The 16,322-nt window shown below is 60.2% G+C and carries 14 protein-coding genes; 8 read left to right on the top strand and 6 right to left on the bottom strand.

Going from position 1 to position 16,322, the window contains the following annotated elements:
• Nucleotides 1-172 precede the first annotated feature (172 nt).
• Entirely contained in the window at nucleotides 173-1,675 is a 1,503-nt protein-coding gene (ppx, locus tag PSH88_RS01340) for an exopolyphosphatase (protein WP_305424589.1), read from the top strand.
• 115 nt (nucleotides 1,676-1,790) lie between these two features.
• On the opposite strand, the gene ppk1 is transcribed toward ppx, so the two are convergent.
• On the bottom strand, nucleotides 1,791-4,013 hold the full coding sequence (gene ppk1, locus PSH88_RS01335; RefSeq protein ID WP_305424588.1) for a polyphosphate kinase 1: 2,223 nt from the start codon (nucleotides 4,011-4,013) through the stop codon (nucleotides 1,791-1,793).
• Nucleotides 4,014-4,031: 18 nt separating this feature from the next.
• Nucleotides 4,032-5,045 carry a porphobilinogen synthase gene (hemB, locus tag PSH88_RS01330; RefSeq protein ID WP_305424587.1) on the bottom strand — a complete coding sequence of 338 codons (1,014 nt, stop codon included), beginning with the start codon at nucleotides 5,043-5,045 and terminating at the stop codon, nucleotides 4,032-4,034.
• Nucleotides 5,046-5,252: 207 nt separating this feature from the next.
• Between hemB and PSH88_RS01325 the strand changes: the two genes are divergently transcribed.
• Nucleotides 5,253-5,885, top strand: a complete 633-nt coding sequence (locus PSH88_RS01325) for a DedA family protein (RefSeq protein ID WP_305424586.1) — start codon at nucleotides 5,253-5,255, stop codon at nucleotides 5,883-5,885.
• Here PSH88_RS01325 and PSH88_RS01320 read toward each other — a convergent pair.
• Entirely contained in the window at nucleotides 5,866-7,101 is a 1,236-nt protein-coding gene (locus PSH88_RS01320) for a sterol desaturase family protein (protein WP_305424584.1), read from the bottom strand. The genes PSH88_RS01325 and PSH88_RS01320 overlap by 20 nt on opposite strands.
• Before the next feature lie 114 nt (nucleotides 7,102-7,215).
• On the opposite strand from PSH88_RS01320, the gene elbB reads away from it, so the two are divergent.
• The gene (gene elbB / locus PSH88_RS01315; RefSeq protein ID WP_305424583.1) at nucleotides 7,216-7,884 is read left to right on the top strand and encodes an isoprenoid biosynthesis glyoxalase ElbB; all 669 of its coding nucleotides are present in this window, start codon (nucleotides 7,216-7,218) and stop codon (nucleotides 7,882-7,884) included.
• Between the two features lie 112 nt (nucleotides 7,885-7,996).
• Here elbB and PSH88_RS01310 read toward each other — a convergent pair whose 3' ends face one another.
• Nucleotides 7,997-8,449, bottom strand: coding sequence for a YaiI/YqxD family protein (locus tag PSH88_RS01310; protein WP_305424581.1), 453 nt, complete (start codon nucleotides 8,447-8,449; stop codon nucleotides 7,997-7,999).
• Nucleotides 8,450-8,554: 105 nt separating this feature from the next.
• Nucleotides 8,555-10,453, bottom strand: a complete 1,899-nt coding sequence (locus PSH88_RS01305) for an FTR1 family protein (RefSeq protein WP_305483455.1) — start codon at nucleotides 10,451-10,453, stop codon at nucleotides 8,555-8,557.
• Nucleotides 10,454-10,605: 152 nt separating this feature from the next.
• Here PSH88_RS01305 and PSH88_RS01300 point away from each other — a divergent pair, with 152 nt between their 5' ends.
• The 5 genes from PSH88_RS01300 (at nucleotide 10,606) to PSH88_RS01280 (ending at nucleotide 15,366) form a co-directional block, all read left to right on the top strand.
• The gene (locus PSH88_RS01300; RefSeq protein WP_305424580.1) at nucleotides 10,606-12,006 is read left to right on the top strand and encodes a COG3014 family protein; all 1,401 of its coding nucleotides are present in this window, start codon (nucleotides 10,606-10,608) and stop codon (nucleotides 12,004-12,006) included.
• A gap of 204 nt (nucleotides 12,007-12,210) precedes the next feature.
• Nucleotides 12,211-13,605 (top strand): COG3014 family protein, encoded by a 1,395-nt coding sequence (locus PSH88_RS01295; protein WP_305424579.1) that lies wholly within the window; start codon nucleotides 12,211-12,213, stop codon nucleotides 13,603-13,605.
• Between the two features lie 15 nt (nucleotides 13,606-13,620).
• On the top strand, nucleotides 13,621-13,992 hold the full coding sequence (locus tag PSH88_RS01290; RefSeq protein WP_305424578.1) for a YcfL family putative periplasmic lipoprotein: 372 nt from the start codon (nucleotides 13,621-13,623) through the stop codon (nucleotides 13,990-13,992).
• 39 nt (nucleotides 13,993-14,031) lie between these two features.
• Nucleotides 14,032-14,619, top strand: coding sequence for a penicillin-binding protein activator LpoB (gene lpoB / locus PSH88_RS01285; protein ID WP_305424577.1), 588 nt, complete (start codon nucleotides 14,032-14,034; stop codon nucleotides 14,617-14,619).
• A 3-nt stretch (nucleotides 14,620-14,622) separates the two neighbouring features.
• Nucleotides 14,623-15,366 (top strand): penicillin-binding protein activator LpoB, encoded by a 744-nt coding sequence (locus tag PSH88_RS01280; protein WP_305424576.1) that lies wholly within the window; start codon nucleotides 14,623-14,625, stop codon nucleotides 15,364-15,366.
• 218 nt (nucleotides 15,367-15,584) lie between these two features.
• Here PSH88_RS01280 and PSH88_RS01275 read toward each other — a convergent pair whose 3' ends face one another.
• Entirely contained in the window at nucleotides 15,585-16,217 is a 633-nt protein-coding gene (locus PSH88_RS01275) for a LysE family transporter (protein WP_305424575.1), read from the bottom strand.
• Nucleotides 16,218-16,322 lie beyond the last annotated feature (105 nt).

The following is a 16,322-nucleotide window of genomic DNA, read 5'->3' as shown; positions in this document are numbered from 1 at the left end:
TCATGTGTTCGACGCAAAAACCTGTGGGAGCGGGCTTGCCCGCGAAGAGGCCATTCGCAACACCACGGAATGCCCCGTGGTGAAAGATCGCAGCCTTCGACAACTCCTGCGCGTTGGCGGCAGCGTTTGATCGTGGCAGGATGTCGAGGTTATCGACCGAGACCCCCTGACCATGCCGCTATCCCAAGCCAAGAATCTGTCCCTGATCGCCGCAATCGACCTGGGCTCCAACAGCTTTCACATGGTCGTGGCCAAGGCCCAGAACGGCGAAATCCGGATTCTCGAACGTCTCGGGGAGAAGGTTCAGCTGGCCGCCGGCATCGACGAAGAGCGTCAACTCAGCGAAGAATCCATGCAGCGCGGGCTCGATTGCCTGAAGCGTTTCGCCCAACTGATCAGCGGTATGCCGCCCGGCACCGTGCGGATCGTCGGCACCAACGCCCTGCGCGAAGCCCGTAACCGCGCCGAATTCATCCGTCGCGCCGAAGAAATTCTTGGCCATCCGGTAGAAGTCATCTCCGGCCGTGAAGAAGCGCGCCTGATTTACCTCGGCGTCTCCCACACCCTCGCCGACACCCCGGGCAAGCGCCTGGTGGCCGACATCGGCGGCGGCAGTACCGAGTTCATCATCGGGCAGAGATTCGAGCCATTGTTGCGCGAAAGCCTGCAAATGGGCTGCGTCAGCTTCACCCAGCGCTATTTCAAGGATGGCAAGATCACCCCGGCCCGCTACGCCCAGGCGTACACCGCGGCGCGGCTGGAGATCATGAGCATCGAACACGCCCTGCACCGCCTGACCTGGGATGAAGCCATCGGCTCCTCGGGCACCATTCGCGCCATCGGCCTGGCGCTGAAGGCCGGCGGGCATGGCACTGGCGAAGTGAATGCCGAAGGCCTGGCCTGGCTCAAGCGCAAGCTGTTCAAACTCGGCGATGTCGAGAAAATCGATTTCGAAGGCATCAAGCCCGACCGCCGGGCGATCTTCCCCGCCGGGTTGGCGATTCTCGAAGCGATCTTCGACTCCCTCGAACTGCAACGCATGGATCACTGTGAAGGCGCCCTGCGCGAAGGCGTGCTCTATGACCTGCTGGGCCGTCATCATCACGAAGACGTCCGTGAGCGCACCCTCAGCTCGCTGATGGATCGTTATCATGTTGACCTGGAACAAGCCGCGCGGGTCGAACGCAAGGCGCTGCATGCCTTCGATCAGGTGGCCGAGGATTGGCAGCTGGATGACGGTGTCTGGCGCGAACTCCTGAGCTGGGCGGCCAAGGTCCATGAAGTGGGCCTGGACATCGCGCACTATCAGTACCACAAGCACGGCGCCTACCTGATCGAGCACTCGGACCTGGCCGGATTCTCCCGCGAAGACCAGCAAATGCTCGCGCTGCTGGTGCGGGGCCACCGACGCAACATTCCCAAGGACAAGTTCGCCGAGTTCGGCGACGACGGCATCAAGCTGATTCGCCTGTGCGTGCTGCTGCGCTTTGCAATTCTGTTCCATCACATCCGCGGCACCCAGCAAATGCCACAAGTCGTGCTGCACGCCAATGGCGACAGCCTGGATGTGTTGTTCCCGGAACACTGGCTGGACGACAACCAGTTGACCCAGGCCGACTTCGCCCTGGAAGCGGAGTGGCTGACCCGCGTCAACTTCGTACTGAACGTCCGCTAAACCCTGTGGCGAGGGAGCTTGCTCCCTCGCCACAGGTCATTCACCGCTCGGGCGGACGGGGATAAAAAAGGGCGATCCACATGGATCGCCCTTTTTTGTATCAACCGAATCTACGTTAACGGACAGCCAGAATCGGGCTGCCCAAACGCTCAAGCAAGGTTGCCTGGGCACTGCGCGGGTTCTGGTTGCCGGTCGGCGTGTTGCGGATGTAACGACCGTCCGCCTGCAAACTCCAGCTGTGGGTGTTGTCGGTGAGATAAAGCTCCAGCTCTTTCTTGACCCGCAAAATCAGCTTCTTGCCTTCGACCGGGAAGCAAGTCTCGACGCGCTTGTCGAGGTTGCGCTCCATCCAGTCGGCGCTGGACAGGAACATCTGCTCTTCACCGCCGTTGAGGAAGTAGAAGACCCGGGTGTGCTCCAGGAAGCGACCGATGATCGAGCGCACGTGGATGTTGTGGGATACGCCGGCAATGCCCGGGCGCAGGCAGCACATGCCGCGCACCACCAGATCGATACGCACCCCGGACTGACTGGCCTTGTACAACGCGCGGATGACCTTCGGATCGGTCAGCGAGTTGAACTTGGCGATGATGTGTGCCGGTTTGCCATCGAGCGCGAATTGCGTCTCCCGGGCAATCATGTCGAGCATGCCCTTCTTCAACGTGAACGGCGCGTGCAGCAGTTTCTTCATGCGCAGGGTTTTACCCATGCCGATCAACTGGCTGAACAGTTTGCCGACGTCTTCGCACAAGGCGTCGTCAGAGGTCAGCAGACTGTAGTCGGTATACAGACGGGCGTTGGCCGCGTGGTAGTTGCCGGTACCCAAGTGGGCATAGCGGACAATCTCGCCAGCCTCACGGCGCAAAATCAGCATCATCTTGGCGTGGGTCTTGAAGCCGACCACGCCATAAATCACCACCGCACCGGCCGCTTGCAGACGGCTGGCCAGTTGCAGGTTGGACTCTTCGTCGAACCGCGCACGCAATTCGATCACCGCCGTCACTTCCTTGCCGTTACGCGCAGCGTCCACCAGCGCATCGACGATCTCGGAGTTGGCGCCACTGCGATACAACGTCTGACGAACCGCCAGTACATGCGGATCCTTGGCCGCCTGGCGCAGCAAGTCGACCACCGGGGTGAACGATTCGAACGGGTGCAGCAGCAGGATGTCCTGCTTGCTGATCACGCTGAAAATGTTCTCGCTGTTTTGCAGCAGTTTCGGGATCTGCGGGGTGAACGGCGTGTATTGCAGCTCCGGATGACTGTCCAGGCCGGTGATGCTGAACAACCGGGTCAGGTTGACCGGGCCGTTGACCTGATACAGCTCGGTCTCGTGCAGGTTGAACTGCTTGAGCAGGTAATCGGACAGGTGTTTCGGGCAGGTGTCGGCTACCTCAAGCCGCACCGCGTCACCGTAGCGACGGGAGAACAACTCGCCGCGCAGGGCGCGGGCCAGGTCTTCTACGTCTTCGGTATCGACCGCGAGGTCGGCGTTTCGGGTCAGGCGGAACTGGTAGCAGCCCTTGACCTTCATGCCCTGGAACAGGTCATCGGCGTGGGCGTGGATCATCGACGACAAGAACACGTAGTTGTCGCCTGGGCCGCCGACTTCTTCCGGCACCTTGATGATCCGCGGTAACAGACGCGGCGCCGGGATGATCGCCAGACCGGAGTCGCGACCGAAGGCATCAATGCCTTCGAGCTCGACGATGAAGTTCAGGCTCTTGTTCACCAGCAACGGAAACGGGTGCGTCGGGTCGAGGCCGATCGGGGTGATGATCGGCGCAATCTCGTCGCGGAAATAACGGCGAACCCAGGTCTTGAGCTTGGTGGTCCAGTAGCGACGACGGATGAAGCGGACCTGATGTTTTTCCAGTTCCGGCAACAGAATATCGTTGAGGATCGCGTATTGGCGGTCGACGTGACCGTGCACCAATTCGCTGATGCGGGCCAGGGCCTGATGCGGTTGCAGACCATCGGCGCCGGCCTGTTCACGGGCGAAGGTGATCTGCTTCTTCAGGCCGGCCACACGAATCTCGAAGAACTCGTCCAGGTTGCTGGAGAAAATCAGCAAAAACTTCAGCCGCTCCAGCAATGGGTAGGACTCATCCAGCGCCTGCTCCAGCACGCGGATGTTGAACTGCAGTTGCGAGAGCTCGCGATGGATGTACAGGCTGCTGTCATCCAGGCCGGGAATGGCAATCGCAGGCACCGCCACAACGGGCTCGGCCACCACTGCGGGTGGAGCTGGCTCCAGTTCCGGCGGGGTTTCGGCGATTTGCTCCACCACAGGTTGAGCGTCTTTTACGGCAACTTCAGTGAGTCCTTCGGTATTCATCGAATGTTCCTGGGAGGGCTATTTTTGCTCTCGTAACAATTGAGCAGCACGGACGGCAAAGTAAGTCAGGATGCCATCAGCGCCTGCACGTTTAAAAGCGGTCAGGGATTCGAGGATAACCCCTTCGCTCAACCAGCCATTCTGGATCGCGGCCATGTGCATGGCGTATTCACCGCTGACCTGATACACAAAGGTCGGCACTTTGAACTCTTCCTTGACCCTATAGAGAATATCCAGATACGGCATGCCTGGCTTGACCATGACCATGTCTGCGCCTTCTGACAAGTCCGCCGCCACTTCGTGCAGGGCTTCGTTGCTGTTGGCCGGGTCCATCTGATAGGAGGCCTTGTTGGCCTTGCCCAGGTTCAACGCCGAACCCACCGCATCGCGGAACGGGCCGTAATAGGCACTGGCGTACTTGGCCGAGTAGGCCATGATCCGCACATTGACGTGGCCGGCCAGCTCCAGCGCTTCGCGGATCGCCTGAATGCGACCGTCCATCATGTCCGACGGGGCTACTACCTGAGCGCCGGCTTCGGCGTGGGACAAGGCCTGTTTAACCAGTGCGTCGACGGTAATGTCGTTCTGCACGTAGCCTTCTTCGTCGAGGATGCCGTCCTGACCGTGGGTGGTGAACGGATCCAGGGCGACGTCGGTGATCACACCCAACTCCGGGAACCGGTCACGCAGGGCTCGGGTGGCGCGCTGAGCGATGCCGTTGGGGTTCCAGGCTTCGGCGGCGTCCAGGGATTTGAGCTCTGGTGGCGTCACCGGGAACAATGCCAGTGCCGGAATCCCCAGCTCGACCCACTTGGCCGCTTCTTCCAGCAACAGGTCGATGGTCAGGCGTTCGACACCCGGCATCGAGGCCACCGCTTCGCGACGGTTTTCACCGTCCAGCACGAACACCGGCAGGATCAGGTCGTCGACGGTCAACACGTTTTCACGGACCAGTCGACGCGAGAAATCATCACGACGGTTGCGACGCAGGCGGGTTGCAGGAAACAAACGGTTGGCGGGGGTAAAGCTCACGGCAGACTCCTGAGCCCGCGCTGGCGGGCGAGCGTGACAGTTATAAGCGGCCATTATGACGAACGAATGACAGTTGTGCTTAGCCCTGTGACAGGTAGTCGCATCCATTGTCCTTGTAGGAAATGTTCACGTCGAGACACATTTTGACACTTTCCTGAATGTGTCCGAGGGGTTAGGCTGCGCGTTCATTTCGCCAGCACCCAGACAATGCTCCAACAATTCCTGCATGACTTCGGCTACTTTGCCCTGTTCCTCGGCACGTTTTTCGAAGGCGAAACCATTCTCGTGCTCGCGGGTTTTCTCGCGTTCCGCGGATACATGGACATCAATCTGGTGGTGGTCGTAGCGTTCTTCGGCAGTTATGCCGGCGATCAGCTGTGGTACTTCCTGGGGCGCAAGCACGGGCGCAAATTGCTGGCGCGCAAACCGCGCTGGCAACTGATGGGTGATCGGGCGCTGGAACATATCCGCAAGCACCCGGACATCTGGGTGCTGAGCTTCCGCTTTGTCTACGGGTTGCGCACCGTAATGCCGGTGGCAATCGGTCTGTCGGGCTATCCGCCGGGACGTTATTTGCTGCTCAACGGGATTGGCGCAGCTATTTGGGCCACTGCGCTGGCCGCAGCCTCTTATCATTTCGGCGCGGTGCTCGAAGGCATGCTGGGCAGTATCAAGAAGTACGAGCTATGGGTGCTGGGCGCCTTGCTGGTGCTGGGCTTTGGCCTGTGGCTGCGGCGGCGCTTCAAGAATGCCCGCCTGGCGAAGAAGATCTACGCCGACGAGCAAGCGCTGAAAGCCGCACAGGCCAAGTCCAGCGAACCTACGACGCCCACCGAGTGAAGCGGTTTCTACAACAGTAGAGACCGATGCCACTGAGCAGGCTGTAACTGAGCAGCCCCACCCAGCCCACCGCGCTGACCGGCCATAGCCCGACCATTGGCGCCAGCCACACCAGCGGCAGGTTCGACGCCAGCCGCAACAGCTCCAGCCTCAATGCCTGCGGGCGATTTTCCAGGGCCACGCCCAACACAAACAGCCCCCACGCCACAGCCCCCCAGCCCAACACCAGGGCTGAAGTCGGCAGGCTCTGTTCCAGGCTCATCAAGTAACTGCCCAAAGCGATGTAGACGCAAAATTGCAGCGCCACATACCACTGTTGGCGCCCATCCAGCGGTACCTCGAATTTGCGGAACTGGCTCAGGTCCGGTTTGTTCATCGGGTATTTCGCCGCTACATCCGCCGGCCGCCAACCGGTGCGCATGAACCAGATCCGCAGCTTGTCCCACCAGCGTTCGGCGCGCCGTGCGTCATCCCACAGCTGCGCATAGAACTGCACGTTCGCCCATAAGGGATTCCAGCTCGCCAACGGTGTGGTCACGCCGAAAATCACCGGTTCGTTGTCGTCCTCTTCCTGGAACGAGCCAAATAGACGGTCCCAAATAATGAACACCCCGCCGTAGTTGCGATCCATGTAGAGAGCATTCTGTGCATGGTGAGCCCGATGATTGGACGGCGTGACGAAGAACCATTCGAACCAGCCGAGCTTGGGAATGTGCCGGGTATGCACCCAGAACTGGTACAGCAGATTCAGCGCCGCCACGCTGACGAACACCAGCAGCGGCACGCCGAGCACGGCCATGGGCAGGTAGAAGATCCAGCTCAACAGAAACCCGGTGCTGGTCTGGCGCAACGCCGTGGAGAGGTTGTAGTCCTCGCTCTGGTGATGCACCGAGTGGGCGGCCCAGAGAATATTGCGCTCGTGGCCCATGCGGTGCAGCCAGTAATAGCAGAAGTCGTAGAAGACGAAAGCAAACACCCAGACCCAGACGCTGTCGGCCGACAACTCAATCACGGCCAGATGCTTCAGGGCGAAGGCATAAGTCACCAGGCCGACGCCTTTGGTCAACAGGCCCGTGGTAGTCGACAGCACGCCGGTACTGACGCTGTTGATCGCGTCTGCCACGCGGTAATTGCTCACCCCGCGCCAACGGTCGGCCAGCAACTCGACTGCAATCAGCACAAAGAAAAACGGCACCGCATACAGAATGAAGTCCATGACGCGCCCTGATCAGAATCGTTCAGCAGAGATTAGGTGTAGCCGCGTATTAACCCTATGGCAACGAGTGACAAATTAGTGGACATTTAACGCCATGAATCTGGAGAAAAGCCCATGAGCAAAAAAATTGCAGTGATCCTTTCCGGCTGCGGCGTGTACGACGGCGCCGAGATCCACGAAAGCGTGATCACCCTGCTGCGGCTGGACCAGCGCGGCGCCCAGGTGCAGTGTTTCGCACCCAATATCGCGCAATTGCATGTGATCAACCACCTGACCGGTGAAGAAATGCCCGAGTCGCGCAACGTGCTGGTGGAATCGGCGCGGATCGCCCGGGGCAACATCAAGGATATCCGTGAAGCCAGCGTCGAAGACTTCGATGCGCTGATCGTTCCTGGCGGATTCGGATCGGCCAAGAACCTGTCGAACTTTGCCGTCGAAGGCGCCGGATGCAGCGTTCAGCCTGACGTCCTGGCGTTGACCGAAGCGTTCGCCGAGGCTGGCAAACCGGTGGGGCTGATCTGCATCTCGCCAGCCCTGGCGGCCAAGATCTACGGCCCGGGTGTGACCTGCACCATCGGCAACGATGCCGATACCGCCGCCGCGATGAACAAAATGGGCGCCACCCATGCCGAATGCGCAGTGACCGACATCGTCGAAGACAAGGCGCGCAAGCTGGTGAGCACTCCGGCGTACATGCTCGCGCAATCGATCAGCGAGGCCGCTTCCGGCATCAACAAACTGGTCGACCGCGTGTTGGAACTGACCCACGAAAACGACGCTTGAGACCTGATCGTTCCCACGCTCCGCGTGGGAATGCCTCAATGGACGCTCTGCGTCCGCTTTGGGACGCAGAGCGTCCCGGGCTGCATTCCCACGCAGAGCGTGGGAACGATCATTACCTACGCGACAACCGGGTGAGGATCCGGTCCAGCGCATTGGCAAACGCCTGCTTCTCACGATCGCCGAACGGCGCCGGTCCGCCGCTCATCTGACCCTGTTCACGCAGATCGGTGAACAGGTTACGCACCGCCAGCCGATCGCCCATGTTCTGCGCATCGAACTCCTTGCCTCGTGGGTCCAGCGCCGCGACGCCCTTCTTCACCAGCCGGTCCGCCAGCGGCACATCGCTGCAAATTACCAGTTCACCTGGCACGGCGTGTTCCACCAGGTAATCGTCGGCGGCATCCGGACCGCTGGGCACCACGATCAGCTTCACCAGAGCGAGGCCCGGTTTGATCTGCGGCTGACCGGCCACCAGCACCACTTCGAACTGGCGCTTGAGGGCGAACTTCACTACCAGATCCTTGGCTGCCCGTGGGCAAGCGTCGGCATCGATCCATACGCGCATTGGGTTTCCTCTGTTGAAAAGCATCGCGGGCAAGCCCGCTCCCACAAGGCTAGCGCTGAACCTGTGGGAGCGGGCTTGCCCGCGATTATGAGCGCAGCGAATGCTTCAGGAAACCGACACCCGCCGCTTCTCGGCCATCCGGCTACGGCTGTACAGCACGATGATCGCAATGATCGCCACGGCCTGAGCACTCAGCGAATACGCATCTGCGTGGATCCCCAGCCAGTCGAAGTCAAAGAACGGCACCGGCCGCGTGCCGAAGATCCCGGCTTCCTGCAACGCCTTCACACCATGGCCGGCAAACACCACCGACAATGCGCACAGTAGTCCGGCATTGATGCCGAAGAACAACGCCAGCGGCAGTTTCGCCGAGCCGCGCAGAATCACCCAAGCCAGGCCGATCAACAATACCAACGCCGTCGCCCCGCCCGCCATTACGGCGTTGTGCCCTGCCGGCCCGGCCTGCAGCCACAGGGTTTCGTAAAACAGGATCACTTCGAACAGCTCGCGATACACCGAGAAGAATGCCAGGATCGCAAACCCGAAACGCCCGCCGCCGCTCACCAGGCTGCTCTTGATGTAATCCTGCCAGGCCGCTGCGTGGCGACGGTCGTGCATCCACACGCCGAGCCAGAGCACCATGACACTGGCAAACAACGCCGTCGCGCCTTCCAGCAGTTCACGCTGGGCACCGCTGACGTCGATCACATACGCCGCCACCGCCCAGGTCGCCAACCCGGCCAGCAGTGCCAGGCCCCACCCGATATTGACGCTGCGCACCGCCGATTGCTGACCGGTATTGCGCAGGAACGCGAGGATCGCCGCGAGCACCAGAATCGCTTCCAGACCTTCTCGCAACAGAATCAACAGACCGGAAATGTAGCTCAGCGACCAGCTCAAGCCATCACTGCCGAGCAGGCCAGCAGACTCTTTCAACTTGGCTTTGGCCGCCTCCAGACGCTGCTCGGCCTGGGCCACTGGCAAGCCGTCCTGCAACGACTGACGGTACGCCATCAGGGACTTCTCGGTGTCTTTGCGCACGTTGGCGTCGACGTTGTCCAGAGAGCTTTCGACCAGCTCGAAGCCTTCCAGGTACGCCGCCACCGACAGGTCGTAGGCCTGATCGTGATCGCCGGCGCGGTAGGCTGCGATGCTCTTGTCCAAGGTAGCCGCCGTGTAATCCAGCAACTGTCCCGGGCCACGCTTGACCTGCGGCGGTTGCGCCCGTTGCGCGCGGAAGATCGCGGCTGCTTGCGGACCTTCGGCGGCCTGCACTTCGGCTGGCGTCTGACGTGCGAGGTCGGCGATGTTGTAGGTTTTCCCGGATTTTGCCGCGCCCGGGTCGGCGCTGAAGCTGGCGATGTAGGTCGCCAGGTCCCAACGTTGACGATCATCCAGTTGATCGGCGAAGGCCGGCATGTCAGTGCCTTCGACGCCCATGCCCAGCGTGTTGTAGATCGCGTAGAGGCTCAGACGGTCCAGTCGCACGGCATCGCGCAGATTGGCTGGCGGTGGCGTCATGCCGACGCCTGCCGGGCCATCACCAGCGCCCGCATCGCCATGGCATACCGAGCATTGCTGGGCATACAGCGGCGCGCCGCGAGTCGGGTCCGGGGTGATGACCGGGGCCTGGCTGACCTCATAGGTCACCGCCAGTTTCGCGCCCAGTTGCCGGGCCTGACGGGCGACATCCACCCCGTCCTTGCGAGCGGCGATTGCAGCGCCAAGGCTGCTGACGCCTTGCTCCAGCTCTGCGCGTTCGGGTTTGGCCGGCAAATCGGCGATCAAACCTTGCAGCACCTTCAGGAATTCCTGCTGTTCGCGGTATTCAGACTCATCGATGACTTTGCCCGCCTCGACCGTCGCCGGGTAATCGGCGCCAATGTAATCGAGCAAATGCAGAGCCTTGGGCGCACCTTCTGCGGTTTCGGCCAGCGCATTGAAGCTGCAGAACGCGATCATCGGCAGCACGAGCCACGCCAGAAAACGAGAGGAGGCAGTCATGAATAAATCTCAAATGGAAATACGAAGTAACACATTGTTCACTCCCAATGAGTTTCACTCAAGCTTTGTTGGTATTTCCTGCGCAGCTGCGTATACATTCAGCGGCCAATTGCCACCCTCCGTCGGTTTCGTTCAGGGAAGAATCAACGTCCATGCATTCACGCCTGTTTTTCTCGCTGCTGTTAAGCCTTGCCCTGCAACTGACTGGTTGCGCCGCTTACCGCAACTACGACCTGGAACTGGAGCAAACGACCGCCCAGTTGAAAGCGGGAAATCCGCAGGGCGCTCTCCAACTCCTGGAGCTGCACAATCCGTCAGAAGAACGGGACCTGCTCTACTACTTCGAAAAAGGTGCAGTCCTGAGTGCCGGCGGTGCGCTGCCGCAAAGCCAGGTTGCCTGGCGCAGTGCAGAGCAACTGGTGATCCAGCGCCAGGACACCGTCGAGTCTGCCGGCACACAGCTCTTGTCCGCCATGGGCGATCACTGGGGCAGCATCATCAACGACAAACTGCGGCGCTACGATGGCTACGACTACGAAGAAGTCATGCTGACCACGCAAATGGCCCTGAACCAGTTAGCCGTGAATGACTTCGACGGTGCTCGCGCCGACATCAAGAAAACCCACGAACGTGAAGCACTGATCGCCCGTCAGCGGGAAAAGGAATACGAGCGACTTGAAGAAGAAGCCAAGGCCCAGGGCGTTCGCATGCACTACAAGGATCTCCAGGGCTACCCCGTGATGACCCTGGATGCGCCCGCCGTGATCGCGCTGAAAAACGGCTATCAGAGTGCATTCAGTCACTACCTGGCCGGGTTTACGTATGAAGCGCTGGGTGAGCGTGATCTTGCCGCCCCGGGTTATCGCCAGGCCATCGAGTTGCGACCCGACCTGCCCTTCTTCGAGCAGGCATTGCGTGAACTCGACAAACCGGCCACCAAGGCCAATGAAAGTGATGTGCTGATCATCGTGCAAAGTGGCCTGGCGCCGGCACGCAGCTCGGTTCGTGTTCCCTACCCGGTGCGCCTGGAAGACAATCAGGTGATCGTCGCCAATGTGTCGTTTCCGGTGATGGTTCCCGACACGTCGACCCCGGCGTTCACGCAGATGACGATCGACGGTCGCAAACAGCAACTGATCCTTGTTAACAGCATCACCGACATGTCTTTGCGCACGTTGCGCGACGATATGCCGGGCATCATTCAGCGCACCGCGCATCGTGCCTACCTGGCTGCTTCTGTTCAGGCTACGGACAACCGACGCGACCCGAGCAAAGCCTCGTACGTGACGCAGCACGATGGCTTTGAGCACGCGGACACCCGAACCTGGCGTACCTTGCCCAACATCACCCTGGTGGCGCGCCTGCGCCTGAAAAAAGGCGAGCACCTGATCAGCCTGCCCAACACGCCGGGCACCGCGCCCCTGAAAGTCCGCATCGAGCAGAACCATCAGGTCATAGGCCTGCGAGCGTTGGGAGAGCGGATTTACAGCAACGGGGTGGCTTTCGAACCTGCCGCTGCGCCTGAAAGCAGTGTGGTATCAGGCCTGAAATAAGTAGTGGCACGTTGTGAAATGATGTAATTAAAAAGCCATTACATAGCCAGCATCCCTGTTTATAATGCCGCGCCGTCGTTATAGCGATACGGCATTTAAGCTCCTCTTTTTATGAGGAATTGGCAGGAGGCCAACAGCCCTGCCGATGGGTCCCAACAGCCCGACCAGCACGCGGCTGCTTATATTCAGGGAAGACGTCCCCTTATGGCATTCCGTGCCCCCACCTTGATCGCGCTCAGCGCTGCCACGCTGCTTTCCGGCTGCTCGGCCTTTCGTAACTACGATTCGGAACTTGCACAAACCAACCAGCAATTGGCTTCCGGCAACGTCGACGGCGCATTGACCCTGCTGGAAAAGAACAACACCAGCAAAGACAAAGACCTGCTCTATTACTTCGAGAAAGGCGAACTGCTGCGCGCCAAGGGCGACTTGTCCGGCAGCCAGAACGCCTGGACCAGCGCCGATCAGGTGGTGGGCAAGTGGGAAGACGCGGTCAAACTCGACACCGACAAATACCTGGCCCAGTTCGGCAGCTTCCTGGTCAACGACAAGGTGCGTCGCTACGAAGGCTACGACTACGAGAAAGTCATGCTGACCACGCAGATGGCCCTCAACCTGCTGGCGGTGAACGACTTCGACGGCGCGCGCACCGCGATCAAGAAGACTCACGAACGTGAAGCGGTGATCGCCGATCTGCGCGACAAGGAATACCTCAAGAGCGAAGAGCAGGCCGAGAAAGAAGGCGTCAAAACCCAGTACAAGGATCTTCAGGGTTATCCGGTGGCCAGCCTCGACGCGCCGGAAGTGGTCAGCCTGAAAAACAGCTACCAGAGTGCGTTCAGCCATTACCTGGCCGGTTTCGTCTATGAAGCCCTGGGCGAGAAAGATCTGGCGGCGCCGGGTTATCGCAAGGCCGCCGAACTGCGTCCGAACACGCCGCTGCTGGAACAGGCGCTGGTGAATCTCGACAAACCCGCCAAGAACGATGACAGCGACATCCTGATCGTTGTGCAAGGCGGCCTGGCGCCGTCCCGCGACTCGATCCGCATTCCGCTGCCATTGCCGATCAGCAACAACGTGGTGATCACGCCGCTGTCGTTCCCGATCATCAAACCGGACACCTCCACCGCTACCTTCGCCCAGATCGGCGTGGACGGTCAGCAGCTGGACCTGACGCAACTCAACAGCACCACCGCCATGTCCCGCCGCGCGCTGCGCGATGACATGCCGGGCATCATCCTGCGCACCACCGTCCGTGCCATAACCAAAGGCGTGGCACAGAAACAGATCAACGAAACCAACCCGCTGGCGGGTCTTGCGGTCGGTATCTCTTCAGCCGTGCTAGAAGGTGCCGATACCCGTACATGGCGCACCCTGCCAGACACCACTCAAGTAGTGCGTCTGCGCTTGAAGAAAGGCGAGCATCACGTCTCGCTGCCGAGCGCCGTCGGTGGTTCGGTGGTCAAGATCACTGTCGATCAGCGCTATCAGGTCATTAGCCTGCGCGCAGTGGGTAATCAGGTGTTCGCCAGCGGCCTGGCCGCTCATGTGATTCCGAGCGCTAATCCGACCGCCGTGGCCAGCCTCAAACAACCTTAAGAACGGAGTCTTTGCATGCGTTTCAAATTCATCGTCGTCGCGGCCCTGGCCTTGCTGGCCGGCTGCGCCACCCCGCCGCCACCGGAGCCAGGCAGCGCGGCCAGCAAGGTTGTGGCCATGGGCCCGCAGAAACACATCGTGGTCGGCGCCATGCGCGTCGCCCGCGAGAACGGTTTCATGACCGTTAATGTGCAGTTGAGCAACACCCTCAACAGCAACAAGACGTTCTACTACCGCTTTGCCTGGCTCGGCCCGGAAGGCTTCCCGGTGGCCGAGGAAGAAGTCTGGAAAAGCCAGATGATGTACGGCGCGCAGACCAGCTTCATTCAGGCCATTGCGCCAACCGCCAAAGCCGTGGATTTCCGTCTCGAAATCAAAACGCCTTAAGCCCGACACCCTATTCGTTCAGTTCTAGAGAGCATTCCCATGTTTGCACGCTTTTCGTTCATCGCCATCGTCGCCCTCCTGGCCAGCGGTTGCGCCAATACTTCGCCGACGCTGGGCAGCAAAAACATCAGCTACGGCGATACCAAAGCCGTGGAAACCGTGACCAACGAGTTCGGCTCCACCGACCTGCAGATGATCGCCGAATCCATGACCCGCTCCCTGGCCCAGTCCGGCATCCTGCAAGGCCGTCCGGTGGTTCAGGTCTACGACGTGAAGAACAAGACCAGCGAGTACATCGATACCCGCGAAATCACCACCAGCATCAAGACCCAGCTGATGAAGACCGGCGTCGCCCGCTTCGCCAGCGACAACACTGCGATGCAAAGCCAGGTCGACCAGCTCAAGCTGCAAAACCAGAGTGGTCTGTACAAGAAGAGCACCGTGGCCAAGACTGGCAACATGATCGCTGCCAAGTATCGTATCGAAGGCTCGATCAGCTCGATCGTCAAACGCAGCAGCGACTACAAGGACGTCTTCTACAAATTCAGCCTGCAGTTGATCGACGTTGAAAGCGGTCTGGCCGAGTGGATGGACGAAAAAGAGATCCGCAAAACCACGGAGCGTTAATCGATGCGCGCATGGATTGGCATGATGGCCCTGGTTTGCGCGTTCAGCGTGCAAGCGGCCCCGAAAGTCGCAGTAGCCGACCTGGCATATCAGGAACGGGTGGAGCAATACGTACACACTGTTTCGGCCCAGAGCAACCACAGCCAGAGCTATTACGGCGCCAGTGGTTCGTCCAGCTATGAAGAGTACGAAGCAACCAGCAGCTACATCGAGCAAGGTGAACTGCGAAAATTCACCGGCGACATCAAGGGCGAGATTCTGCGCACCGGCATGTTTCAGCTGGTGCAGGGCACGCCTTACACAGCATCGTCCAAAGGTGACGTGTATGACGTGATCAAGCGGATCAAGGCTGGTAGCTTCAAGGGTGCCGACTACGTGCTGTTTGGCACCGTGTCAGACATCGATTTCACCCGTGACATGAACGAGCTGGCCAACACCGACAGCTATTCGGCGGTGCTGGGGCTGACGCTGGTGGCGGACTTCAGCCTGATCAACACCAGGACCTTTGAGATTACCTCGGCCTTCACGGCGATGGGCGAAGGTCAGGACACCAAATTGGTGAATGGTCGGGATATCAAGATTTCGCTGAACCGCCCACGGGTGGTGCGCGATGTGTCCAAGGCATTGGGTGAGGATGTGGCTGCGCAACTGAGCCAACAGCTCGGTGGCGGTGGCTATGAGCAGCCGGGGCAGCCGCCGCTGCGCAATAACCTGCCGCGGGATACGGCGCCGGTGATTCTGCACTGATCCAAGGCTGGTCATTCTGTGGCGAGGGGGCTTGCCTGTGGCGAGGGAGCTTGCTCCCGTTGGGCCGCGCAGCGGCCCCCAAACCATTCAAACCGCATCAGCCGGTTTTACGACTGCTGCGCAGCCGAGCGGGAGCAAGCTCCCTCGCCACATAAGCCCCCTCGCCACAAATGAAAAAGGCGACCCTCGATGGGTCGCCTTTTTTGTACCTGAAGGTTTTACACCGCCGCTTTGCGAAGGGTCGCCATGAACGCCGCCGCGCCAATGAACAGCCCGGCAAAGGTGCGGTTCATGCGTTTTTGCTGCTTGGGTGTGCGCAGCAAACGCAGCACCTTCGCCGCCAGCCCGGTGTAGCCGGCCATGACGATCAGGTCGACACAGATCATGGTCACGCCGAGGATCAGGTACTGGGCCACCAGCGGCGCGTGGGGGTCGATGAATTGCGGCAGCACCGCGAGCATGAACACCAAGGCCTTGGGGTTGCTGACGTTGACCAGAAAACCGCGGAACATCAGCGCCATCGGCTTGCCGATCTGCCGGATGGCCGCGTCGTCGTTAATATCATTGGGCAACGCGCGCCATTGCTTGACCGCGAGGTAGACCAGGTAGGCCACGCCAAACCATTTGATCGCATAGAAAGCCGTGGCGGAGGCCGCGAGGATCGCACCGACACCGGCAGCGACAATCGCAATCTGCAACGCCAGGCCCAGTTGCAAGCCCAAGGCGTTCCAGTAACCGCGCCAGAAACCGTAGCGCAAACCGCTGGACATCGACGCAATGGCGCCGGCACCGGGAGAAAGGCTGATCACCCAGCAGGCGGCAAAAAAAGCCAGCCATGTTTGAAGCACCATCGCACACCTCGACTCAGACTCGTGACAGACGTCTAAGCTAATGCGCCTTTGGGCCGATGACTACCGATTTTTTGTAGGACAGAGCGACTGTCGACCAGCGTTTAT

The organism is Pseudomonas wuhanensis, assembly GCF_030687395.1.
GTDB lineage: Bacteria > Pseudomonadota > Gammaproteobacteria > Pseudomonadales > Pseudomonadaceae > Aquipseudomonas > Aquipseudomonas wuhanensis.
Note: the sequence above shows the minus strand (reverse complement) of the source record. Positions and strands in the feature narration are given on the sequence as shown.